Origin of the sequence: Citrobacter sp. Ce006, from assembly GCF_030336535.1 — a bacterium.
Classification (GTDB): domain Bacteria; phylum Pseudomonadota; class Gammaproteobacteria; order Enterobacterales; family Enterobacteriaceae; genus Citrobacter; species Citrobacter europaeus.
This window is the reverse complement of record NZ_JAOWDO010000065.1, coordinates 121,521-140,826: the sequence shown is the minus strand read 5'-3', so window position 1 is coordinate 140,826 and position 19,306 is coordinate 121,521. Positions and strand designations below refer to the sequence as shown.

20 protein-coding genes and 2 tRNA genes are annotated in these 19,306 nt (G+C 53.1%); 15 read left to right on the top strand and 7 right to left on the bottom strand.

The genetic code is table 11. The features are described 5' to 3' along the window. Nucleotides 1-2 precede the first annotated feature (2 nt). The 11 genes from cbiK (at nt 3) to ldtA (ending at nt 8,956) form a co-directional block, all read left to right on the top strand. Complete coding sequence (gene cbiK / locus OGV94_RS07750) at nt 3-797, top strand: sirohydrochlorin cobaltochelatase (RefSeq protein WP_043016811.1); 795 nt, start codon at nt 3-5, stop codon at nt 795-797. Then, a complete protein-coding gene (locus OGV94_RS07745; protein ID WP_080624987.1) occupies nt 794-1,507 on the top strand; it encodes a cobalt-factor II C(20)-methyltransferase in 714 nt (237 codons plus the stop codon). The genes cbiK and OGV94_RS07745 overlap by 4 nt, the downstream gene beginning before the upstream one ends. Further along, the gene (gene cbiM, locus OGV94_RS07740; protein WP_043016809.1) at nt 1,504-2,241 is read left to right on the top strand and encodes a cobalt ECF transporter S component CbiM; all 738 of its coding nucleotides are present in this window, start codon (nt 1,504-1,506) and stop codon (nt 2,239-2,241) included. Before OGV94_RS07745 ends, cbiM begins: the two co-directional genes overlap by 4 nt. Nucleotides 2,242-2,243: 2 nt before the next feature. Continuing rightward, the gene (locus OGV94_RS07735; RefSeq protein ID WP_043016808.1) at nt 2,244-2,525 is read left to right on the top strand and encodes an energy-coupling factor ABC transporter substrate-binding protein; all 282 of its coding nucleotides are present in this window, start codon (nt 2,244-2,246) and stop codon (nt 2,523-2,525) included. Beyond that, nucleotides 2,512-3,189: an energy-coupling factor ABC transporter transmembrane protein gene (locus OGV94_RS07730; RefSeq protein WP_043016807.1), complete on the top strand. Its 678-nt coding sequence runs from the start codon at nt 2,512-2,514 to the stop codon at nt 3,187-3,189. Before OGV94_RS07735 ends, OGV94_RS07730 begins: the two co-directional genes overlap by 14 nt. An 8-nt stretch (nt 3,190-3,197) precedes the next feature. Beyond that, nucleotides 3,198-4,013, top strand: coding sequence for an energy-coupling factor ABC transporter ATP-binding protein (locus OGV94_RS07725; protein WP_043016806.1), 816 nt, complete (start codon nt 3,198-3,200; stop codon nt 4,011-4,013). After that, entirely contained in the window at nt 4,010-5,530 is a 1,521-nt protein-coding gene (locus OGV94_RS07720) for a cobyric acid synthase (protein ID WP_286523003.1), read from the top strand. The genes OGV94_RS07725 and OGV94_RS07720 overlap by 4 nt, the downstream gene beginning before the upstream one ends. Beyond that, nucleotides 5,527-6,072 (top strand): bifunctional adenosylcobinamide kinase/adenosylcobinamide-phosphate guanylyltransferase, encoded by a 546-nt coding sequence (cobU, locus tag OGV94_RS07715; protein WP_043016804.1) that lies wholly within the window; start codon nt 5,527-5,529, stop codon nt 6,070-6,072. The genes OGV94_RS07720 and cobU overlap by 4 nt, the downstream gene beginning before the upstream one ends. Continuing rightward, nucleotides 6,069-6,812, top strand: coding sequence for an adenosylcobinamide-GDP ribazoletransferase (cobS, locus tag OGV94_RS07710; RefSeq protein WP_019077089.1), 744 nt, complete (start codon nt 6,069-6,071; stop codon nt 6,810-6,812). Before cobU ends, cobS begins: the two co-directional genes overlap by 4 nt. Before the next feature lie 24 nt (nt 6,813-6,836). Beyond that, entirely contained in the window at nt 6,837-7,901 is a 1,065-nt protein-coding gene (cobT, locus tag OGV94_RS07705) for a nicotinate-nucleotide--dimethylbenzimidazole phosphoribosyltransferase (RefSeq protein ID WP_043016802.1), read from the top strand. A 125-nt stretch (nt 7,902-8,026) separates the two neighbouring features. Continuing rightward, complete coding sequence (gene ldtA, locus OGV94_RS07700; protein ID WP_043016801.1) at nt 8,027-8,956, top strand: L,D-transpeptidase; 930 nt, start codon at nt 8,027-8,029, stop codon at nt 8,954-8,956. Nucleotides 8,957-8,978: 22 nt separating this feature from the next. Here the strand turns inward: ldtA and OGV94_RS07695 are convergent, their stop codons facing one another. From OGV94_RS07695 to mtfA, 5 genes are all read right to left on the bottom strand, one after another. Beyond that, nucleotides 8,979-9,662 (bottom strand): ABC transporter ATP-binding protein, encoded by a 684-nt coding sequence (locus OGV94_RS07695; protein ID WP_286523001.1) that lies wholly within the window; start codon nt 9,660-9,662, stop codon nt 8,979-8,981. A gap of 10 nt (nt 9,663-9,672) precedes the next feature. After that, nucleotides 9,673-11,361 (bottom strand): ABC transporter permease, encoded by a 1,689-nt coding sequence (locus OGV94_RS07690; RefSeq protein WP_047410289.1) that lies wholly within the window; start codon nt 11,359-11,361, stop codon nt 9,673-9,675. Continuing rightward, nucleotides 11,345-12,382: an extracellular solute-binding protein gene (locus tag OGV94_RS07685; RefSeq protein ID WP_075145995.1), complete on the bottom strand. Its 1,038-nt coding sequence runs from the start codon at nt 12,380-12,382 to the stop codon at nt 11,345-11,347. Before OGV94_RS07685 ends, OGV94_RS07690 begins: the two co-directional genes overlap by 17 nt. A gap of 262 nt (nt 12,383-12,644) precedes the next feature. Beyond that, a tRNA-Asn gene (locus tag OGV94_RS07680) sits at nt 12,645-12,720 on the bottom strand. Nucleotides 12,721-12,819: 99 nt separating this feature from the next. Next, nucleotides 12,820-13,617, bottom strand: coding sequence for a DgsA anti-repressor MtfA (gene mtfA / locus OGV94_RS07675; RefSeq protein WP_075145996.1), 798 nt, complete (start codon nt 13,615-13,617; stop codon nt 12,820-12,822). A gap of 93 nt (nt 13,618-13,710) precedes the next feature. Between mtfA and OGV94_RS07670 the strand changes: the two genes are divergently transcribed. Then, nucleotides 13,711-13,800, top strand: a tRNA-Ser gene (locus OGV94_RS07670). A gap of 169 nt (nt 13,801-13,969) precedes the next feature. On the opposite strand, the gene ompC is transcribed toward OGV94_RS07670, so the two are convergent. Continuing rightward, nucleotides 13,970-15,160: a porin OmpC gene (gene ompC, locus OGV94_RS07665; RefSeq protein WP_286522998.1), complete on the bottom strand. Its 1,191-nt coding sequence runs from the start codon at nt 15,158-15,160 to the stop codon at nt 13,970-13,972. 441 nt (nt 15,161-15,601) lie between these two features. Here ompC and OGV94_RS07660 point away from each other — a divergent pair, with 441 nt between their 5' ends. The 3 genes from OGV94_RS07660 to OGV94_RS07650 all read left to right on the top strand — a co-directional run bounded on the left by OGV94_RS07660 (nt 15,602) and on the right by OGV94_RS07650 (nt 18,249). Further along, nucleotides 15,602-16,294: a phosphohydrolase gene (locus OGV94_RS07660; protein ID WP_047410411.1), complete on the top strand. Its 693-nt coding sequence runs from the start codon at nt 15,602-15,604 to the stop codon at nt 16,292-16,294. 76 nt (nt 16,295-16,370) lie between these two features. Then, the gene (locus OGV94_RS07655) at nt 16,371-17,801 is read left to right on the top strand and encodes a DNA cytosine methyltransferase (RefSeq protein ID WP_075145999.1); all 1,431 of its coding nucleotides are present in this window, start codon (nt 16,371-16,373) and stop codon (nt 17,799-17,801) included. Next, nucleotides 17,782-18,249: a very short patch repair endonuclease gene (locus OGV94_RS07650; protein WP_043016793.1), complete on the top strand. Its 468-nt coding sequence runs from the start codon at nt 17,782-17,784 to the stop codon at nt 18,247-18,249. Before OGV94_RS07655 ends, OGV94_RS07650 begins: the two co-directional genes overlap by 20 nt. On the opposite strand, the gene yedA is transcribed toward OGV94_RS07650, so the two are convergent. Next, nucleotides 18,241-19,161: a drug/metabolite exporter YedA gene (gene yedA / locus OGV94_RS07645; RefSeq protein ID WP_181231303.1), complete on the bottom strand. Its 921-nt coding sequence runs from the start codon at nt 19,159-19,161 to the stop codon at nt 18,241-18,243. The genes OGV94_RS07650 and yedA overlap by 9 nt on opposite strands. Nucleotides 19,162-19,306 lie beyond the last annotated feature (145 nt).

The window sequence follows — 19,306 nt, the reverse complement described above, 5'->3', positions numbered from 1 at the left end:
AGATGAAAAAGGCGCTTCTGGTGGTCAGCTTTGGCACCAGCTACCACGACACCTGTGAGAAAAATATTGTGGCCTGTGAGCGCGATCTCGCAGCCAGTTGCCCTGACCGCGACCTGTTCCGGGCGTTTACCTCCGGGATGATAATCCGCAAGCTCAAGCAGCGTGACGGCATTGAAATCGACACGCCGCTGCAGGCGCTGCAAAAACTGGCGGAGCAGGGATATCAGGATGTGGCTATTCAGTCGTTGCATATTATCAACGGCGACGAATACGAAAAAATTGTCCGCGAAGTGCAAAGTATGCGCCCGCTTTTTTCTCGCCTGACGCTGGGTGTACCGCTGCTGAGCAGCCATGAAGATTACGCCCAGCTGATGCTGGCGCTGCAACAGCAAATGCCGGCGCTTGGCGAAAATGAAAAAGTGGTCTTTATGGGACACGGCGCCAGCCATCATGCCTTTGCCGCCTATGCCTGCCTCGATCACATGATGACGGCGCAGCGTTACCCGGCGCGGGTTGGGGCGGTGGAAAGCTATCCGGAAGTCGATGTGCTGATTGAAAGTTTGTCCCAGGAAGGAGTGACGGCGGTACATCTGATGCCGCTGATGCTAGTTGCTGGCGATCATGCCATCAATGATATGGCCTCCGACGAAGATGATTCGTGGAAAACATTGTTTAACGCGGCCGGGATACCGGCAACGCCGTGGCTCAGTGGCCTGGGTGAGAATCCAGCGGTTCGCGCTATGTTTGTGGCGCATTTACAGCAGGCGCTTAATGTTGCGCTGGAGGAAGCGGCATGAGCGGAAAACTGTACGCATTAAGCACCGGGCCAGGTGCTTCCGATCTTATTACCGTGCGGGCCGCACGCACGCTGGGCACGTTGGACATTCTCTATGCGCCTGCCGGGCGTAAAGGTGGCGACAGCCTGGCGTTGTCGATCGTGCGGGAATATATCGGCGAGCAGACCGAAGTTCGCTGCTGCCATTTTCCTATGAGTGCCGACAGCGCTGAAAAAGAGGCCGTATGGGATGACGTTGCTGCCGCGTTAGTACAGGAAGTTGAAGCCGGTAAGCAGGTGGGCTTTATCACTCTCGGCGACGCCATGCTGTTCAGCACCTGGGTCTTTTTACTCCAGCGTATAGGCTGTCCTGATTGGTTAGAAATTGTCCCGGGCGTGACCTCTTTCGCCGCGATTGCCGCGCGTTCCAAAACGCCGCTCGCCATGGAGCAACAGTCTCTGGCAGTGGTCTCCTGTACCGCGCCGGAAGCGGAAATCCAGCAGGCATTAAAGCAACATGAAAGTCTGGTGCTGATGAAAGTATACGGTCGTTTTGCGCGCATCAAAGCACTGCTGCGACAAGAGGGATTGTTAGATTGCGCATTGATGATGTCTGAAGCCACGCTGCCGGGTGAGCAGTGCTGGCGTCATCTCGATGAGGTGAGCGACGATCAGCCGCTGCCTTATTTCTCGACCATTCTGGTCAATAAACAGTGGGAGTATGCACAATGAAGCTTGAACAACAGCTAAAACAGCTGTCTTTCAGCGGGTTGGCTGCGGCGCTATTACTGATGATTGTTCCTGAACAAGCGTTCGCCATGCACATAATGGAAGGTTTCTTGCCGCCGATGTGGGCGCTGGCCTGGTGGCTGCTATTTTTGCCCTGTCTGTGGTACGGGCTGGTGCGTCTGCGCCAAATCGTACAGGAAGATAGTCACCAAAAAGTGTTACTGGCTTTGTGCGGCGCGTTTATTTTTGTGCTGTCGGCGCTGAAAATTCCTTCCGTTACCGGAAGTTGTTCACACCCTACCGGCGTAGGTCTGGCGGTTATCCTGTTTGGACCGGGCGTGGTGGCAATCCTTGGGGCAATTGTTCTGCTGTTCCAGGCACTGCTGCTGGCACACGGTGGTTTGACGACGCTCGGCGCTAACGGTATGTCGATGGCGGTGATCGGCCCGGTAGTGGGCTACATGGTGTGGAAAATGGCCTGCCGTGCGGGGCTACGTCGTGATGTCTGCGTCTTCCTCTGCGCGATGCTGGCGGATCTCGTCACTTATTTCGTGACCTCGGTGCAACTGGGCGTTGCGTTCCCGGATCCGTCCGCTGGCGCTACCGGCTCAATCATCAAGTTCATGGGAATTTTCTGCCTGACGCAGATCCCTATTGCGATTGCGGAAGGTCTGCTCACCGTAATGATTTATGACCAGTTAACCAAACGGCAGTTGATTACCGCTCAAGGACATTAACGATGAAAAAGACGCTGATTTTGTTAGTGATGGTTGTCGCGCTGGTGATCCTGCCGTTCTTTATCAACCACGGTGGAGAGTACGGCGGTTCAGACGGTGAGGCGGAGAGTCAGATTCAGGCAATTGCTCCCCATTATGAACCGTGGTTCCAGCCGTTGTATGAACCCGCTAGCGGCGAGATTGAAAGCCTGTTGTTTACGCTTCAGGGATCGCTGGGCGCAGCCGTGATTTTCTACATTCTGGGTTATACCAAGGGCAGGCAACGTCGTGATGACCGGGCTTGACAGGCTTAGCTATCAAAGCCGCTGGTTTCATGTCTCACCGGTGCGGAAATTTCTGCTCTGGCTGATGATGATGATTCTGGCATTTACTCTGCCCCCGTTGGGGCAGGGTATTGAGCTATTATTGATTGCCGCGCTGAGCTGCTGGCTGCTGCGCATTTCCTTCTGGCGCTGGTGTCGCTGGATGGCTTTGCCATTTGGTTTTCTGACAGTTGGCGTGGTGACTATTCTGTTTAGTTTTAGCCGCGATCCACAGACGCTGCTGGCCAGCATCCCTGTAGGAAGCTATTGGTTAGGCGTGAGTGGGCCAGGGCTGGTCACCGCCAATGAAACCTTCTGGCGCAGCCTGGCTGCGCTGGCGGCAACGTTCTGGCTGGTACTGAATCTACCGTTTCCGCAATTAATTATCTTACTTAAACGCGGGCGCGTTCCTCGCCTGTTGACTGAGCAGATCCTGTTAACCTGGCGCTTTATTTTTATCCTGTTAGACGAGGCGCTGGCTATACATCGCGCACAAACGCTGCGTTTTGGTTATCGTAGCTTGCCGTTGGGCTATCGCTCGCTGGCGATGTTGGTGGGATTGCTGTTTACCCGCGTGTTGATCCGCTACCAGCAAATGACCACCACACTGGATATCAAACTGTATCAGGGTGATTTTCACCTGTAAGGATAAGTATGCTTGCCACCTCAGCGCTTTGGTTTCGCTATCAGGATGACCCCATCCTCAAAGGGCTAACGCTGGACTTTTCTACGCATGCCGTCACCGGGCTGGTCGGTGCCAATGGCTGCGGGAAATCTACGCTGTTTATGAACCTGAGTGGCTTACTGCGCCCGCAGCAAGGCACTGTGATGTGGCAAGGCAAACCGCTGGATTACAGCAAGCGCGGCCTGCTGGCGCTGCGTCAGCAGGTGGCAACCGTCTTTCAGGACCCCGATCAGCAAATCTTTTATACCGATATCGACAGCGACATTGCCTTCAGCCTGCGCAACCTTGGCGTGGATGAGGCTGAAATCTCCCGTCGGGTGGACGATGCGCTCACGCTGGTCGACGCCCAGCATTTCCGCCATCAGCCTATTCAGTGTTTAAGCCACGGGCAAAAAAAACGTGTGGCGATTGCAGGGGCATTGGTGTTGCAGGCGCAGTATTTGCTATTGGATGAACCTACTGCAGGCCTTGACCCTTCAGGTCGCACGCAGATGATTGAGATAATCAAACGCATCGTAGCGCAAGGAAATCACGTGGTTATCTCCAGCCATGATATCGATCTTATCTATGAGGTCAGCGATGCAGTTTACGTTTTGCGCCGGGGCGAAGTGCTAACGCATGGCACGCCGGGTGACGTTTTCGCCCAGACGGAACTGATTGAACAAGCGGGACTAACTCAGCCCTGGCTGGTGAAGCTGCATACTGAGCTGGGCTTCCCGCTGTGTAAAACAGAGGCTGAATTTTTTAGTTGTATGCGAGAGAACGCACTGAAGGAGGCGTCATGACGCAGGCAATAATGTTGCAGGGAACGGCATCTGATGTGGGTAAGAGCGTGTTGGTCGCCGGGCTGTGTCGAATTTTTTATCAGGATGGGCTGCGTACCGCACCGTTCAAATCGCAGAATATGGCGCTGAACTCTGGTATTACGCCAGAGGGCAAAGAGATGGGCCGCGCGCAAATCTTTCAGGCTGAGGCTGCCGGCATTACGCCAGATGTGCGTATGAATCCGGTGCTGCTTAAGCCAACCAGCGATCGTAAAGCGCAGGTCGTGCTGATGGGCAAAGTGGCGACCGATATGGACGCGGTGAGTTACCACGAGTACAAACCGCGTCTGCGGGATCAAATCCTGTCAGTTTACAACAGCCTGGCGCAGGAGTTCGATGTACTGGTGCTGGAAGGCGCGGGAAGTCCGGCTGAGATTAACCTGCGCGATCGCGATATCGTCAATATGGGCATGGCTGAAATGGCGCAATGTCCTGTCATTCTGGTGGCAGATATCGATCGCGGCGGGGTGTTTGCCTCCATTTATGGCACGCTGGCGCTGTTGCACGATCACGAACGCGCGCGGGTCAAAGGGGTGATCATCAATAAGTTTCGCGGTGATGTGACGCTGCTGCACTCCGGTATTGAGCAAATTGAAGCGCTGACCGACGTTCCGGTACTGGGCGTCATGCCCTGGCTGGATGTTGATCTGGAAGATGAAGATGGCGTTGCGCTGCAAAAGGGCAAATATTTGCGCACAGACAAACGCGACATCGACATCGCGGTGGTTCAAATACCGCACATTTCTAACTTTACGGATTTCAATGCGCTTGCCGCACAACCGGATGTGCGCGTGCGCTATGTTCGCCAGCCAGAAGAGCTGGCGGGGGCCGATCTGGTGATTCTGCCCGGCAGCAAAAATACGCTGGGCGATCTGGTGTGGCTGCGTGAAAGCGGCATGGCGCACGGCGTCGTGCAATTGCATCGTAATAACGTACCGGTGGTGGGGATTTGCGGCGGTTACCAAATGCTCGGCGATACCATCATTGATGACGTGGAGTCAGGACTCGGTACGCTGCCGGGGCTGGGCTTGCTCAATACCGTAACCCATTTTGCCCAGCATAAAACCACCACCCTGGTTGAAGGGCAAATGTCCTCCTCGCTGCCCGACTGGCTGGCAGGCACGGCGGGGTTATCCGTTCGCGGTTATGAAATCCACATGGGCGAAACGACGTTAACTGAAGAATGCCGGTCGGTGATGACGCTGCGAAAAGACGGCGGCAATGTGGCTGACGGCGCGGTCACTCCGGATGGTCTGGCGTTCGGCACCTACCTTCACGGTCTGTTCGACAGCGATGAATTTACCCGTGCGCTGGTGAATGGCCTGCGAGAGCGTAAAGGATTAGCCCCGCTGGATTCCACCTTCCATTACGCGAAATATAAATCGCAGCAGTTTGATCTGCTGGCGGATGCGATGCGGCAACACATCGATATTGAGAAAATTTATACCATCATGCAGCAACACCGGGAGCCAGTATGATGATTCTGGTTACGGGCGGCGCACGAAGCGGCAAGAGTCGGCATGCGGAGGCGCTGATCGCTGATTCTCCAAACGTTTTGTATATCGCAACTTCGCAGATTTTTGATGAGGAGATGGCTGCGCGAATTCAGCATCATCGCGATGGACGCCCTGCGCACTGGCGTACAGCCGAGCGCTGGCAACATCTGGATGAACTGATAACGGCAACGAACGATCCGCAAGAAGCCATTCTACTGGAGTGCATTACCACGATGGTGACTAATCTGCTGTTTGCGCTGGGCGGTGACAGTGACCCGGATAGCTGGGATTACGCGGCGATGGAGCAGTCCATCGACGACGAAATCCGTTCGCTGATTGCTGCCTGTCAGCGCTGCCCGGCAAAGGTGGTGCTGGTCACCAACGAAGTGGGAATGGGGATTGTTCCGGAAAATCGTCTGGCACGGCATTTTCGCGATATTGCAGGACGCGTGAACCAGCGACTGGCGGCGGCAGCTGATGAGGTCTGGCTGGTGGTATCAGGAATTGGAGTCAAAATTAAATGAGTAAGTTGTTCTGGGCAATGCTCTCTTTTATCAGTCGCTTGCCCGTTCCTGCACGCTGGTCGCAAGGACTGGATTTCGAGCACTATTCGCGCGGTATTGTGATGTTCCCCTTGATTGGCGTGGTGCTGGGAGGCCTGACGGGGCTGGTCTTTATGGCGCTACAGCCCTGGTGCGGAGTGCCATTGGCGGCTCTGTTTGCCGTCCTTACCCTGGCGTTATTGACCGGGGGATTTCATCTCGACGGGCTGGCGGATACCTGTGATGGCATTTTTTCTGCCCGTCGACGTGAGCGGATGCTGGAAATCATGCGTGACAGCCGTCTGGGAACCCACGGCGGACTGGCGTTAATTTTCGTGTTGCTGGCGAAAGTGCTGGTGGTGAGCGAACTGGCTTTGCGTGGCACACCGATGCTGGCGGCGCTTGCTGCAGCGTGTGTCGCCGGACGGGGTACCGCTGTTTTGCTGATGTATCGACATCGTTACGCCCGCGAAGAAGGGCTGGGTAATGTCTTTATTGGTAAAGTCACCGGGCGTCAAACCTGCGTCACGTTGGGATTCGCGGCGATCCTGGCTGCCGTGCTTCTTCCCGGCATGCGCGGCGTTGCAGCGCTGGTTGTTACGATAGTGGCGATTTTTATTCTTGGGCAGTTATTAAAACGCACGTTGGGTGGGCAGACCGGCGATACGCTGGGCGCAGCCATTGAACTTGGCGAGTTGATTTTCCTGCTGGCTCTGCTCTGAGTCAGCCAACATACTGGAATCCTTATGCAGACTTTAACCTCTTTACTCCGCGCAATCCCAACACCTGATAGTGCTGCGATGCGGCGTGCACAACAGCATATCGACGGCTTGCTTAAACCGCCGGGAAGCCTTGGGCGGCTCGAATCGCTCGCCGTGCAACTGGCCGGTATGCCTGGCCTGAAAGGCACCCCGCATGTGAACGGCAAAGCGATGCTGGTGATGTGTGCCGATCACGGCGTGTGGGATGAAGGGGTTGCTGTTTCGCCTAAAATCGTCACGGCTATTCAGGCCGCGAATATGACGCGCGGGACAACCGGCGTTTGTGTGCTGGCCGCGCAAGCGGGGGCAAAGGTACATGTGATTGATGTCGGTATTGATGCCGAACCTATTCCTGGCGTGGTGAACATGCGCGTGGCGCGCGGCTGCGGCAATATTGCCCAAGGCCCGGCAATGAGCCGTTCGCAGGCCGAAGAACTGCTGCTGGAAGTTATTCGTTATACTCATGAGTTGGCCAAAGACGGTGTAACGCTGTTTGGTGTTGGTGAACTTGGTATGGCAAATACGACACCTGCAGCAGCAATCGTCAGCGTGCTGACCGGCAGCGATGCTGAGGATGTGGTAGGTATCGGCGCTAACCTGCCGCTTTCCCGAGTAGGCAATAAAGTTGAGGTTGTGCGGCGAGCTATTGCCGTCAACCAACCGGATCGTAATGACGGTATCGATGTGCTGGCTAAGGTTGGCGGGTTTGATCTTGTCGGTATGGCGGGGGTGATGCTGGGGGCGGCCTCCTGTGGCCTGCCTGTGGTGCTGGACGGTTTTCTCTCTTACTCTGCTGCGTTGGCGGCCAGCCAGATTGCGCCGCAGATTAAACCTTACCTGATCCCATCACACTTCTCCGCTGAGAAGGGCGCTCGCACTGCGCTGGCCCATCTTGAATTGGATCCGTACCTCAACATGGGGATGCGTTTGGGCGAAGGTAGTGGGGCCGCGCTGGCGATGCCGATTATTGAAGCGGCCTGTGCAATGTACTCCAACATGGGGCAGCTCGCCGCCAGTAACATTGTGCTTCCGGATGGTAAGGAAGCGTAGTTATGTGAGTCCTGAACCCCGCGGGATGGCGGGGTTTTTTATGCACATTTTAGACGTAACCCACTAAAACAGATAATAAAAGCTATAATTAACGGATGTCTGCTGCGCCGAAGGAAAGGAAAAAGATGCGTCGTGTGAAACTGCTTTGTTCACTCATTATGCTGCTCGCATGTCAGGGCGCGCAGGCGGTGAGCTATCCGCTGCCGCCAGAAGGAAGTCGCCTGGTGGGAAGCCCTTTGACTATTACGGTCCCTTCAGGAAACACTCAGCCGCTGGAAGCCTTTGCCGCGCAGTACGGGCAGGGGTTGAGCAACATGCTTGAAGCCAATCCCGGCGTAGATGTTTTTCTGCCTCAGTCTGGCTCAACGCTGGTTGTGCCTCAGCAACTGATTTTACCGGATACCGTGCGCGAGGGGATCGTCATTAACGTCGCAGAAATGCGCCTTTACTATTATCCCGCTGGCAGTAATACGGTTGAAGTTTTACCCATTGGCATTGGTCAGGCGGGAAGAGAAACGCCGCGTAACTGGGTGACGGCGGTCGAGCGTAAGCAGGAAGCGCCGAGCTGGACGCCGACGCCGAATACCCGCCGTGAATACGCCGCACGCGGGGAATCCTTGCCTGCGTTTGTGCCCGCTGGACCAGATAACCCGATGGGGCTGTATGCGATTTATATCGGCAGGCTTTATGCCATACATGGCACAAATGCGAATTTTGGCATTGGTCTGCGGGTCAGTCAGGGTTGTATCCGTTTGCGTAATGATGACATTAAATATCTGTTTGATACCGTCCCGGTTGGGACGCGTGTGCAACTGATAGACCGACCGGTGAAATACAGCGTAGAGCCCGACGGTAGTCGTTGGGTGGAAGTGCATGAACCCCTGTCACGAAACCGTTCGGAATATGAGTCTGACAGACAGGTTCCCTTGCCAGTCACTCCCGCGTTGCGCACTTTCATCAGCGGGAATGACGTGGATGTGAGTCGCGGAAATCAGGCGCTGGAAAGACGCTCCGGCATGCCGGTGAACATCAGTCTGGTTCAGACGCACTATTAATTATCACGGCGACCCGGTACCTTTAGCCAGGGTGGGTCGCTGTTTTAATTTGATACTGCCCCATTTTTACCACGCCAATATGGTCAGCCATCAGCTGCGCTTCGTGTTCGCTGTGGGTAACCAGCAGTGCCGTTTGCCCGGCGGCGCGTAAAATATCCCGTACCTCGTTGCCAAGACGCTCACGCGTACGCTTATCCAGGCTGGAGAAAGGCTCATCGAGCAGCAGGATTTCCGGATGCGGGGCCAACGCGCGCGCAAGCGCGATACGCTGCTGCTGCCCGCCGGAAAGTTCATGCGGATAACGGCTGGCATGGCTGTGCAACTCCACCATTTTTAACAGCTCCGCCACCCGAACCAGCTGCTCCTCGCGTGGCATACGTCGTAATCCAAAGGCCACGTTTTGCTGCGCGGTCAGGTGGGGGAACAGCGCATATTCCTGAAAGACCATGCCGACATGACGTTTCTCCGGCGGCAGATGAACCCCGGGACCGGCAACGCGGCGCTGTGACACATAGATCTCTCCGCTTCGCAGCCGTTCAAATCCGGCAACTGCGCGTAGCACCGTAGTTTTTCCACAGCCTGAAGCGCCCAGCAGACAGGCGATTTCTCCTTTACGTACCGACATTGAAAATCCGCTCAGTACCGATTGCTGGCTGTTACCGTAGGCAACGTGCACATCCTGGAGTCGTAATGCATTTTCTGACATTGTTGCTCTCTTAACCACGGCGAGTCATCTGATGACGCACCAACAAAATAACCGGTAGCGTGCCAGCTAAAACAATCATTAGCGCGGCGATAGCGCCTTCTTCATAGGTTCCACGGGCGGCTTCCGCATACAGCAACGTTGCCAGCGTTTCGAAGTTTACCGGGCGCAAAAGCAACGTGGTTGGCAGTTCTTTCATGGCATCGGCAAAAACCAGCAGGGCGCTACTCACTAACGCCGGGCGCAGCAATGGGAAATGAACCCGTGCAAATGTGCCCGCACCATTCTCACCCAGCAGACGTGAAGCCTGTTCCAGCGACGGCGGGATGCGCCCCAGGCCGGAGTCCAGCGCGCCGATAGCAATTGCCTGGAAACGCATGGCACAACAAATTACCAGCAGGATCCCTGCAGACATCAGCGGCAGGCCGCGAACATCAAGTAAATCAGCCAGCCAGCGGTCGACAGCCATGGCGGGGGTTAAAAAACCAATCGCCAGAATGGTGCCGGGAACCGCATAGCCTAAAGACGCCAGACGCATTACACCGCGACGAAATCCCGGCATCGCGTTATCTGCGGCGCTGTGGCGCGCGCTCCAGGCAACCAGCATACTGACACACACCACCACCAGCGTGGTTCCCGCCGCCAGTGATAGCGTATTTTGTAATGCTGACAGTAACGAGGAGGATATTGGGTTCTCATCGCCTATGCGTTTGGCGCTTTCCCAAATTAAAAACAGGACCGGGGCCAGAAAACCCAGCACAACCGGCAGTGAAATAACGCCACCGAGCAGCCAGCCACGCCAGCCCTGCACGCGCGTGGGTTGAATTTCCCGCAGGCTGCGGCTGCTGAAGCCCTGTTTTCTGCGGCCATAAAATTCCAGCGTCAGAATAAAAAATATAAACATCAGCATCATGCAGGCGATTTGCGCCGCGGCAGATAAATCAGAACGCGAGATCCACGTGGTGTACACGGTAACCGTTAAGGTCTGTACCCCGAGGAATTCTGACGCGCCAATATCGTTGAGCGTTTCCAGCAGTGCCAGACTGATCCCAACGGCCAGTGCCGGACGAGCCATGGGGAGTGCGACGCGAAAAAAGGCTCCTGTTGCGCTGCATCCCAGCGTACGCGCAGCTTCCAGTAAATGGGCCGGCTGGCTGATAAACATAGCGCGGGTTGTCAGGTAGACGTAAGGATAAAGCACTAAGCCGAGCAGAATTATTGCGCCGGAAAGAGAACGTAAATCTGGCAGGCGGAATTGTCGCGGGCTGTCAAATCCCAGTAAGAAACGGATAAAGGTTTGCAGGGGACCTATCGGATGCAACAGATCGAGCCACGCAAAGGCGACGATGTAGGTCGGCATCGCTAGCGGCAACAGCAGCGCCCAACTGAGAATTTTTCGCCCAGGGAAATCCCATGCCGTCACAGCCCATGCGCTGCCTACGCCAATGACACCGACCATTACAGCGACACCTGCGAGCAACAGCACGGTGTTTTTTAGCGCAGATGGCAGTACATATGTCATGAGATTATCCCAGTGGGATAAATCGGCCTGGGTGGCCTGCCAGATCAGCGCAACGACAGGGGTCAGGACGCCAAGTGCGACGCACAGCGCGCCAAGATGCAACGGCGTTAATAATGACTGCGGCCCGGAAACCAGGCCGCGTAACGTCGGAAACTGCAGAGATTTATTGATCGAATCCAACTTTATCTACCAGCAGGCTAGCTTGTTTACGATACTTCACGATTTCGATTAGCGGCGTTTTATCTACATCGATTTCACCGATTGTGGCGCTGATAACCGGGTCAAGCGTTACGCCTTTCAGTACCGGATATTCGAAGTTCGCTTTCGCGTACTGCTGCTGGGCAGGCGCCGAAACCAGATATTCCATCAGCTTAACGGCATCGGCTTTATTCGGCGCATAGCGGGCAACGGCAGCGCCGCTGATGTTGACGTGCGTACCGCCATTTTCAAAGGTGGGTTTTACGACTTTGATGGCATCGCCCCATTGACGTGCATCGCTGCCTTCTTTGGCATTTTTCATATGGCCGACGTAATAGGAGTTAGCCAGACCAATATCACAAATTCCGCCTAGGATATCGCGGGCAACATCGCGGTCGCCGCCGGTGGCTTTACGTGCCAGGTTAGCCTTCACGCCGCGCAGCCATTCTTCGGTTTTGGCTTCGCCATGATGGGCAATCATCGCGGCGATCAGCGCCGTGTTGTACGGGTGCTGCCCGGAGCGAATACAGACTTTTCCTTTGTATTCAGGGCTGGCGAGCTGTTCGTAATGCCAGTTATCGATTGGCAGCGACTTCTCGGCATACAGCACGCGAGCGCGCATAGAAAGCGCAAACCACTGATTATCCGCACCGCGCAGATTCGCAGGAATCGCGGCTTTCAGTGCTTCTGACTCTACCGGCTGGGTTACACCGGCTTCCACTAAATCAATGAGATTACCGGCATCGACGGTCATCAGCAGGTCGGCAGGCGAGTTTTTGCCTTCAGCCTTAACACGCTCAAGCATACCGTCTTTGATATAGACCGTACTCACTTTGATGCCGCTGGTTTTAGTCCAGCTGTCAAGTAAAGGCTGGATCAGACCCGGTTCGCGGGTGGTATAAAGCGTTAACGTTTCCTGAGCGAAAGCAGGCAGGCTGACAGCGAAGACGAGGGCAGAGGCAAGCGTGATACGGCGCAATCCGGTGCGAGGCAGAGCATTCATCGTTTTTATCCCAGAGTAATTGGAACATACAGTGAACCGAGCAGGGGCTCGTTCTTTTGGCTCGCGTACAATAAATGATAATCACTAGCACTTACAATAAGTGCAAAGTTTAAACGATTTACATTTACACAACTTTAATCAACGATGTGATGCAACGGCGGATGGGGCGTTATGGCAAGCCGGGCGCTCTCTTACAGGCATTTTTTTAACAGACATGAAAAGCAAAAAGCCTGCTTAGTTTCCTAAGCAGGCTTCTTAAATTTGGCTCCTCTGACTGGACTCGAACCAGTGACATACGGATTAACAGTCCGCCGTTCTACCGACTGAACTACAGAGGAATCGTGTGAACGAGGCGCATATTACTGACCTCACCATGAGGTGTCAACAGTAAAATTAGCGCGTCATTTCAATTGGTTAATTAATCTTCAAATTCAGTCTTAATGCGCATTTGGTGAGCGATAATCGTCGTCTCCCCGGGTATCGCGTAACCGTTCCATGGGGTTCTGGCGATAAAACTGGATGAAACGCTGCCATAAGGCAGGAAAACGCGGAGCAAATAATTCAGGCGCGCTGAAAAAATACTCGGATAACACGGCAAAGCATTCTGCAGGATCGGTCGCTGCGTAGGCATCTATACTGCAGGCCGTTTCTCCAACCAGATCGATCTCATCCTGAATATTGTTCATTGCGGCATGCAGGTCATGTTCCCAACCGGCGATATCGCGCAGGGGGATTGCCGGAACACCGCTGGCACGATCGCCATTACGCATATCAAGCTTGTGTGCCACTTCATGGATGATCAGATTAAAGCCGGAGGCGTCAAAGGAATCTTGAATATCAAGCCAGTTGAGGATTATTGGGCCTTGTTGCCAGCTCTGTCCGGACTGTACAACGCGTTGGTTATGCACCAGCCCAATATCGTCTTCCCATTCATCGTCTACGACAAACGGGGCAGGGTAGATGAGAACTTCATGAAACCCGTCGAGCCACTCAATCCCCAGTTCCAGAACAGGTAAGCAAAACAGCAGAGCAATGCGCGCACTTTTTAGCGGGTCCAGCTCAAATCCCTGAAGAGCGACCATTCTTTTTTGCTGTAAAAAGCGTTCTGCCAGGGCGACAAGTCTGGCTTGTTCTTGCTCGGTGAGATTAACCAAAAGGGGAATAGCCATGGCGTCGTCCCACGGCCAGTCGTCACTCCGGGTTGTTTCTTGTTCTTTCCAGGGCCACTTAATCATCGTTTTGCTCGCAAACTCGTCACTCGAACGAAATTGACGGAACTGGGTCTGTTAAAATGCCAAATTACCTGGCATCATGGCAACCGCCAAAACGGAGAGATGCCAGAGCGGCTGAATGGACCGGTCTCGAAAACCGGAGTAGGGGTAACTCTACCGGGGGTTCAAATCCCCCTCTCTCCGCCACTATTCAAGCACTTGCACGCCTTGCTTTCAACGACAGTTCTCACGGATGTTTTTTTCTTTGAGTATCCTCACAAGTTTATCGTTGTCATGCCCGTGCGGTAAAAAAATACGTTTCATATAAATAAAAAGCCCGCTTCATATGAAGCGGGCTTGCGCGTTTGTGCATCAATTAGAACTGATAGACTAAACCAACGGCAACGATGTCGTCTGTCGCGATACCGTTATCAGAGTAGAAGCTGTCGTCTTCATCCAGCAGGTTGATTTTATAATCAACATAGGTGGACATGTTTTTGTTGAAGTAGTAAGTCATACCCACATCAACATATTTGACCAGATCTTTGTCGGTGTAGCGGTAATTGCCATTGCTGTCGCGATCCCAGCCGCCTAAATCAACACCTTTAGACATCAGGAAAGAAACCGCAGGACGCAGGCCAAAGTCAAACTGGTATTGAGCAGTGACTTCAAAGTTTTGCGTTTTGTTAGCGATACCGCCTTTCGCTGAGCCATCATCGTTATTCCCGCTGCCGTATGCTGTCATGTCACGGGTTTCTGCGTACATAGCAGCCAGATACACGTTGTTAGCGTCATATTTCGCGCCAATAGTCCAGGCATCCGCTGTTTCGCCACCAGCATATTTATCGGTATAGCTACGATCGCCGCGGCCAGCAGAAACTTGCTCGTTGGTACGATCGGAACTGGAGTACGCCGCACCCAGGCTTAAACCGAAGTCAAAGTCATAGGAGGTAGACATACCGAAGCCGTCGCCGTTTTCTTTCGCCAGTTTACGGTTAGTGCTGTTACCGGAACCTTCCTGACCTAAGCTGCTACCTTCGTTATTACCCTGATACTGCAGGGCGAAGTTCAGACCATCAACCTGACCAAAGAAGCCTTTATTGCGATAGGTGGCAACGCCGTTAGCACGACCGGTCATGTACACGTCGGTCTGGGTGTAAGTATCGCCACCAAATTCTGGCAGCATGTCGGTCCAGGCTTCTACGTCATAGACGACGCCATAGTTACGACCGTAATCGAAGGTGCCGTTCTCACCAAATCCTAAGCCAGCGAAAGCCAGACGAGTCCAGGAATCGCCTTTATCACCTTCGGTGCCGTTGGCTTGAATGTTATATTCCCACTGACCATAACCAGTCAGCATATCATTGATCTGCGTTTCGCCTTTGAAACCCAGACGTGCATAGGACATGTCGCCGTCGCTGCCTGCATCGTCAGAGAAATAACGCAGACCATCGACTTTACCGTACAGATCCAGTTTATTGCCGTTCTTATTATAAATTTCAGCCGCATTAGCTGCGCCTGCAGCTAATAAAGCAGGGAGAAGCAGTGCCAGTACTTTTCTTTTCATTATGTATTCCCTTTATATAATAATTAAAATGAATATGTAACACTATTTGAAAGACTACATTCGGATACTATCTATGAAGTTCATTTAATTTAAAATATAACATGTAACAAATGTATTTAAGATATTTCAAAATATGTCACCAGCGCATTATCATCATTAATATTGTATGTTTATCATGTTTTTATTTTTATGATAAATGCTTTGTTATCATTGAGTTATGTTTTATATTTATTTTTATTGTTAAATATATATTATTGATGTTCGTTATTTATTTTGCTGTCATATTTATAATTTATCTGCTCGTCTTGACTAATGCTAATTATATATTCGCAGAAAATATGATTATTATAAAATAATATATAGTGGTGATATGCAGTGTTGGCGGTAGTCTGATATGAGAATTGTTGCTAAGGTGGTTTTCTTTCTGCGAAGAGTGAGAGTATGGAACGACATGACTGGCAGTCGAAATTTGAAGCCTGGTTGCGTGAAAATCATTCAGGGCACGACGCTGCTCACGACATCTTTCATTTTCGGCGTGTGTGGAAGACGGCTCAAAAGCTGAGCACGGATGCGACCGTAGACTGGCTGGTGGTGCTGACGGCATGCTACTTCCATGATCTCGTCAGTTTGCCGAAGAATCATCCCGATCGTCATCGTTCATCGGTAATGGCAGCCCAGGAAACACGTCGCGTTTTGATGCACGATTTCCCTGATTTTCCACACCAACGATTACCTGCCGTGTGCCATGCCATTGAGGCGCACAGTTTCAGCGCCAAAATTGTACCAGAAACCCTTGAGGCCAAAATTGTGCAGGATGCTGACCGGCTTGAGGCGCTGGGGGCGATTGGTTTAGCGCGTGTATTTGCCGTGTCCGGGGCGTTAGGCGTGGCGCTGTTTGATGCGGAAGATCCGTTTGCCAGGCAGCGTAATCTTGATGATAAACAGTACGCGCTCGATCACTTCCAGACCAAACTGTTGACGCTGCCGCTAACGATGCAAACCGCGCAAGGCCGGCATTTGGCGCAACATAATGCTGACTTCTTATTGACGTACATGGCGAAACTGAGTGCGGAGTTAAAAGGAGAATATGAAATGCTGGATCTTGACGCGATTCAACCCCTTATAGCGCGTTAGTTGCCAGTACAGCCGCAACGTCAACCGCGCTATTTTATGTTAATCTGTCGGTTATCCATTTCGGCCGGTTAAATGTATGCAGGATAATTTTTCAGTAGCAGGCTCCATGAATCCGATGACAGATGATAACGACGCCGCCGCACAGGTGATTTTGGCGAAGTTGCTTGAAATTTATGACGTGAAAACGCTGGTTGCTCATCTGAATGGTGTTGGCGAGAACCGCTGGAGTCCGGCCATCTTTAAGCGAGTTGTCGCCAATGAGACATGGCATCGTCTCAGCGATGGCGAGCTGGCTCATCTGAAAGCCTTGCTGCCGACGCCGCCTGCGCATCATCCACATTATGCTTTTCGCTTTATCGATCTTTTTGCCGGTATTGGCGGCATTCGTCGCGGCTTTGAGGCGATTGGCGGGCAGTGCGTGTTCACCAGTGAGTGGAACAAGCATGCGGTGCGTACCTACAAAGCGAATCACTACTGCGATCCTCACCAGCACCATTTTAATGAAGATATTCGCGATATCACCCTCAGTCATCATGATGGGGTGAGCGACCAGCAGGCAGCAGAACATATTCGCCAGCATGTTCCTCAGCATGATGTGCTGTTGGCGGGGTTTCCTTGTCAGCCATTCTCACTGGCCGGCGTATCAAAGAAAAACGCGTTAGGTCGTGCTCATGGCTTCGCCTGCGACACGCAGGGCACACTTTTTTTTGACGTGGTGCGCATCATCGATGCGCGTCGACCAGCAATATTTGTGCTCGAAAACGTCAAAAATCTGAAGAGCCACGATCAGGGAAAAACCTTCCGCATCATTATGCAAACGCTGGACGAGCTGGGTTATGACGTGGCGGATGCAGACGATAACGGACCGGACGATCCGAAAATTATCGACGGGCAACATTTCTTGCCTCAGCATCGCGAACGTATTGTGCTCGTCGGCTTTCGCCGCGATCTAAATCTGAAATCAGACTTCACGCTGCGCGATATTATCTCCCGCTATCCTCAGCGGCGCACTACGCTGGCGGAGCTGCTTGAGCCGACCGTTGATGCAAAATATGTGTTGACGCCGGTGCTGTGGAAATATCTGTATCGCTATGCGAAAAAGCATCAGGCGCGGGGGAATGGGTTTGGCTATGGCATGGTATATCCCGGCAATCCCGATTGCGTAACGCGTACATTATCGGCGCGTTACTATAAAGATGGGGCGGAGATCTTGATCGACCGCGGCTGGGATCTGGCGCTGGGTGAAAAGGATTTTGATGATCCGCACAATCAGCGACACCGTCCTCGCAGGTTGACGCCCAGAGAGTGCGCGCGTCTGATGGGGTTCGAATCACCTCAGGGTTATCAGTTCAGGATCCCGGTGTCGGACACGCAGGCATATCGTCAGTTTGGTAACTCGGTGGTCGTCCCGGCGTTTGCGGCGGTCGCCAGGCTGCTGGAGCCAAAAATCAAACAGGCGGTTGCTATTCGCGAGAAAGAGAACCTGCATGGCAGACGTTCACGATAAGGCAACGCGCAGTAAAAATATGCGGGCGATAGCCACCCGCGATACTGCCATTGAAAAGCGCCTTGCCAGCTTGCTGACAGAGCAGGGGGTAACGTTTCGCGTGCAGGATGCGACGTTACCCGGTCGCCCCGATTTCGTGGTCGATGATTATCGTTGTGTGATTTTTACCCACGGTTGTTTCTGGCATCATCACCACTGCTATCTATTTAAAGTCCCCGCAACACGAACGGAATTCTGGCTGGAAAAAATTGGCAAAAATGTCCAGCGTGACGCGCGGGACGGTGAAATGTTGCAGGCGCTGGGCTGGCGTGTACTGATTGTCTGGGAGTGCGCCCTGCGTGGGCGCGAAAAGCTGGGGGATGACGCGTTATCCGAACGTGTTATCGAGTGGATCTGCGGTGGTGGCGCCAGCGCGCAGATCGACACTCTCGGTATTCATTTACTGTAACGTCTTTTCCGACGGGATCACAACGGCGTCCGCTTTAGCGGGAAATAAGTATTTACCGAGCGTGACCAGTACTACCGCAAATACAATCACGCCAAGCGCCAGCCATTCGATGGGCGCCAGGCTTTCTCCTCCCAGACCGGTACCTAACAATACGGCGACAACCGGGTTCACGTAGGCATAGCTGGTGGCTAATGCCGGACTGACGTTGCGGATCAGGTACATATACGCGTTAATGGCAATAATAGAACCAAACAGGGCCAGATAGGCGACCGCCATAAAGCCTGAAAATGTTGGCATAGTGGTCAACTTTTCCCCGGAAAGCAACGAGGCGCACATCAGCACAATACCGGCGGCTAACATTTCAATGGCCCCGGCCATCATGCCAACGGGTAGCGTTATGCGTGAACCGTACACCGATCCAAATGCCCAGCTCATTGAACCTATCAGGATTAAAACAGCGCCCCACGGATTACCACTCAAATTACCTCCGCTGTTCAGCATGATGATCCCAGCGAGTCCAATTGCGATCCCCATCCACTCCAGCTTGCGCGTTTTAATGCCAAAAAAGTGGCTAAAGCACAGCGTAAACAGCGGCACGGTGGCGACCACTACGGCGGCAATACCGGAAGGCACGTTTTGATGCTCAGCGACAGTCACCAGTCCGTTACCTACAGCCAGCAGCAGGATACCAATTAACGCGGCGTTCAAAAGCTGACGCAGAGGCGGAAGCTTATGTCCGCGAATAAGTAAGAATGCGGTTAACAAAATTCCCGCAGAGAGAAAACGAACGCCAGCCATCATCAACGGCGGCCAGCTTTCAACGCCAATGCGAATAACGAAGTACGTGGAACCCCAAATGATGTACAGCGCGAAAAGCGCACTGAAAAGCGGTAGCAATTGCCTGAAACGCATAATCCCTCACGGTGGAAATAAAAAGGTGCAACATAGTAAACGTTAAAACTATCTTGCTGGCGAGATTTATAATTACCTGCCGATGTTAAAAATTTGTTGACCAGAAAGGTCAGTTTCAGCATTGCGTGTTTTACTTCATACTTAT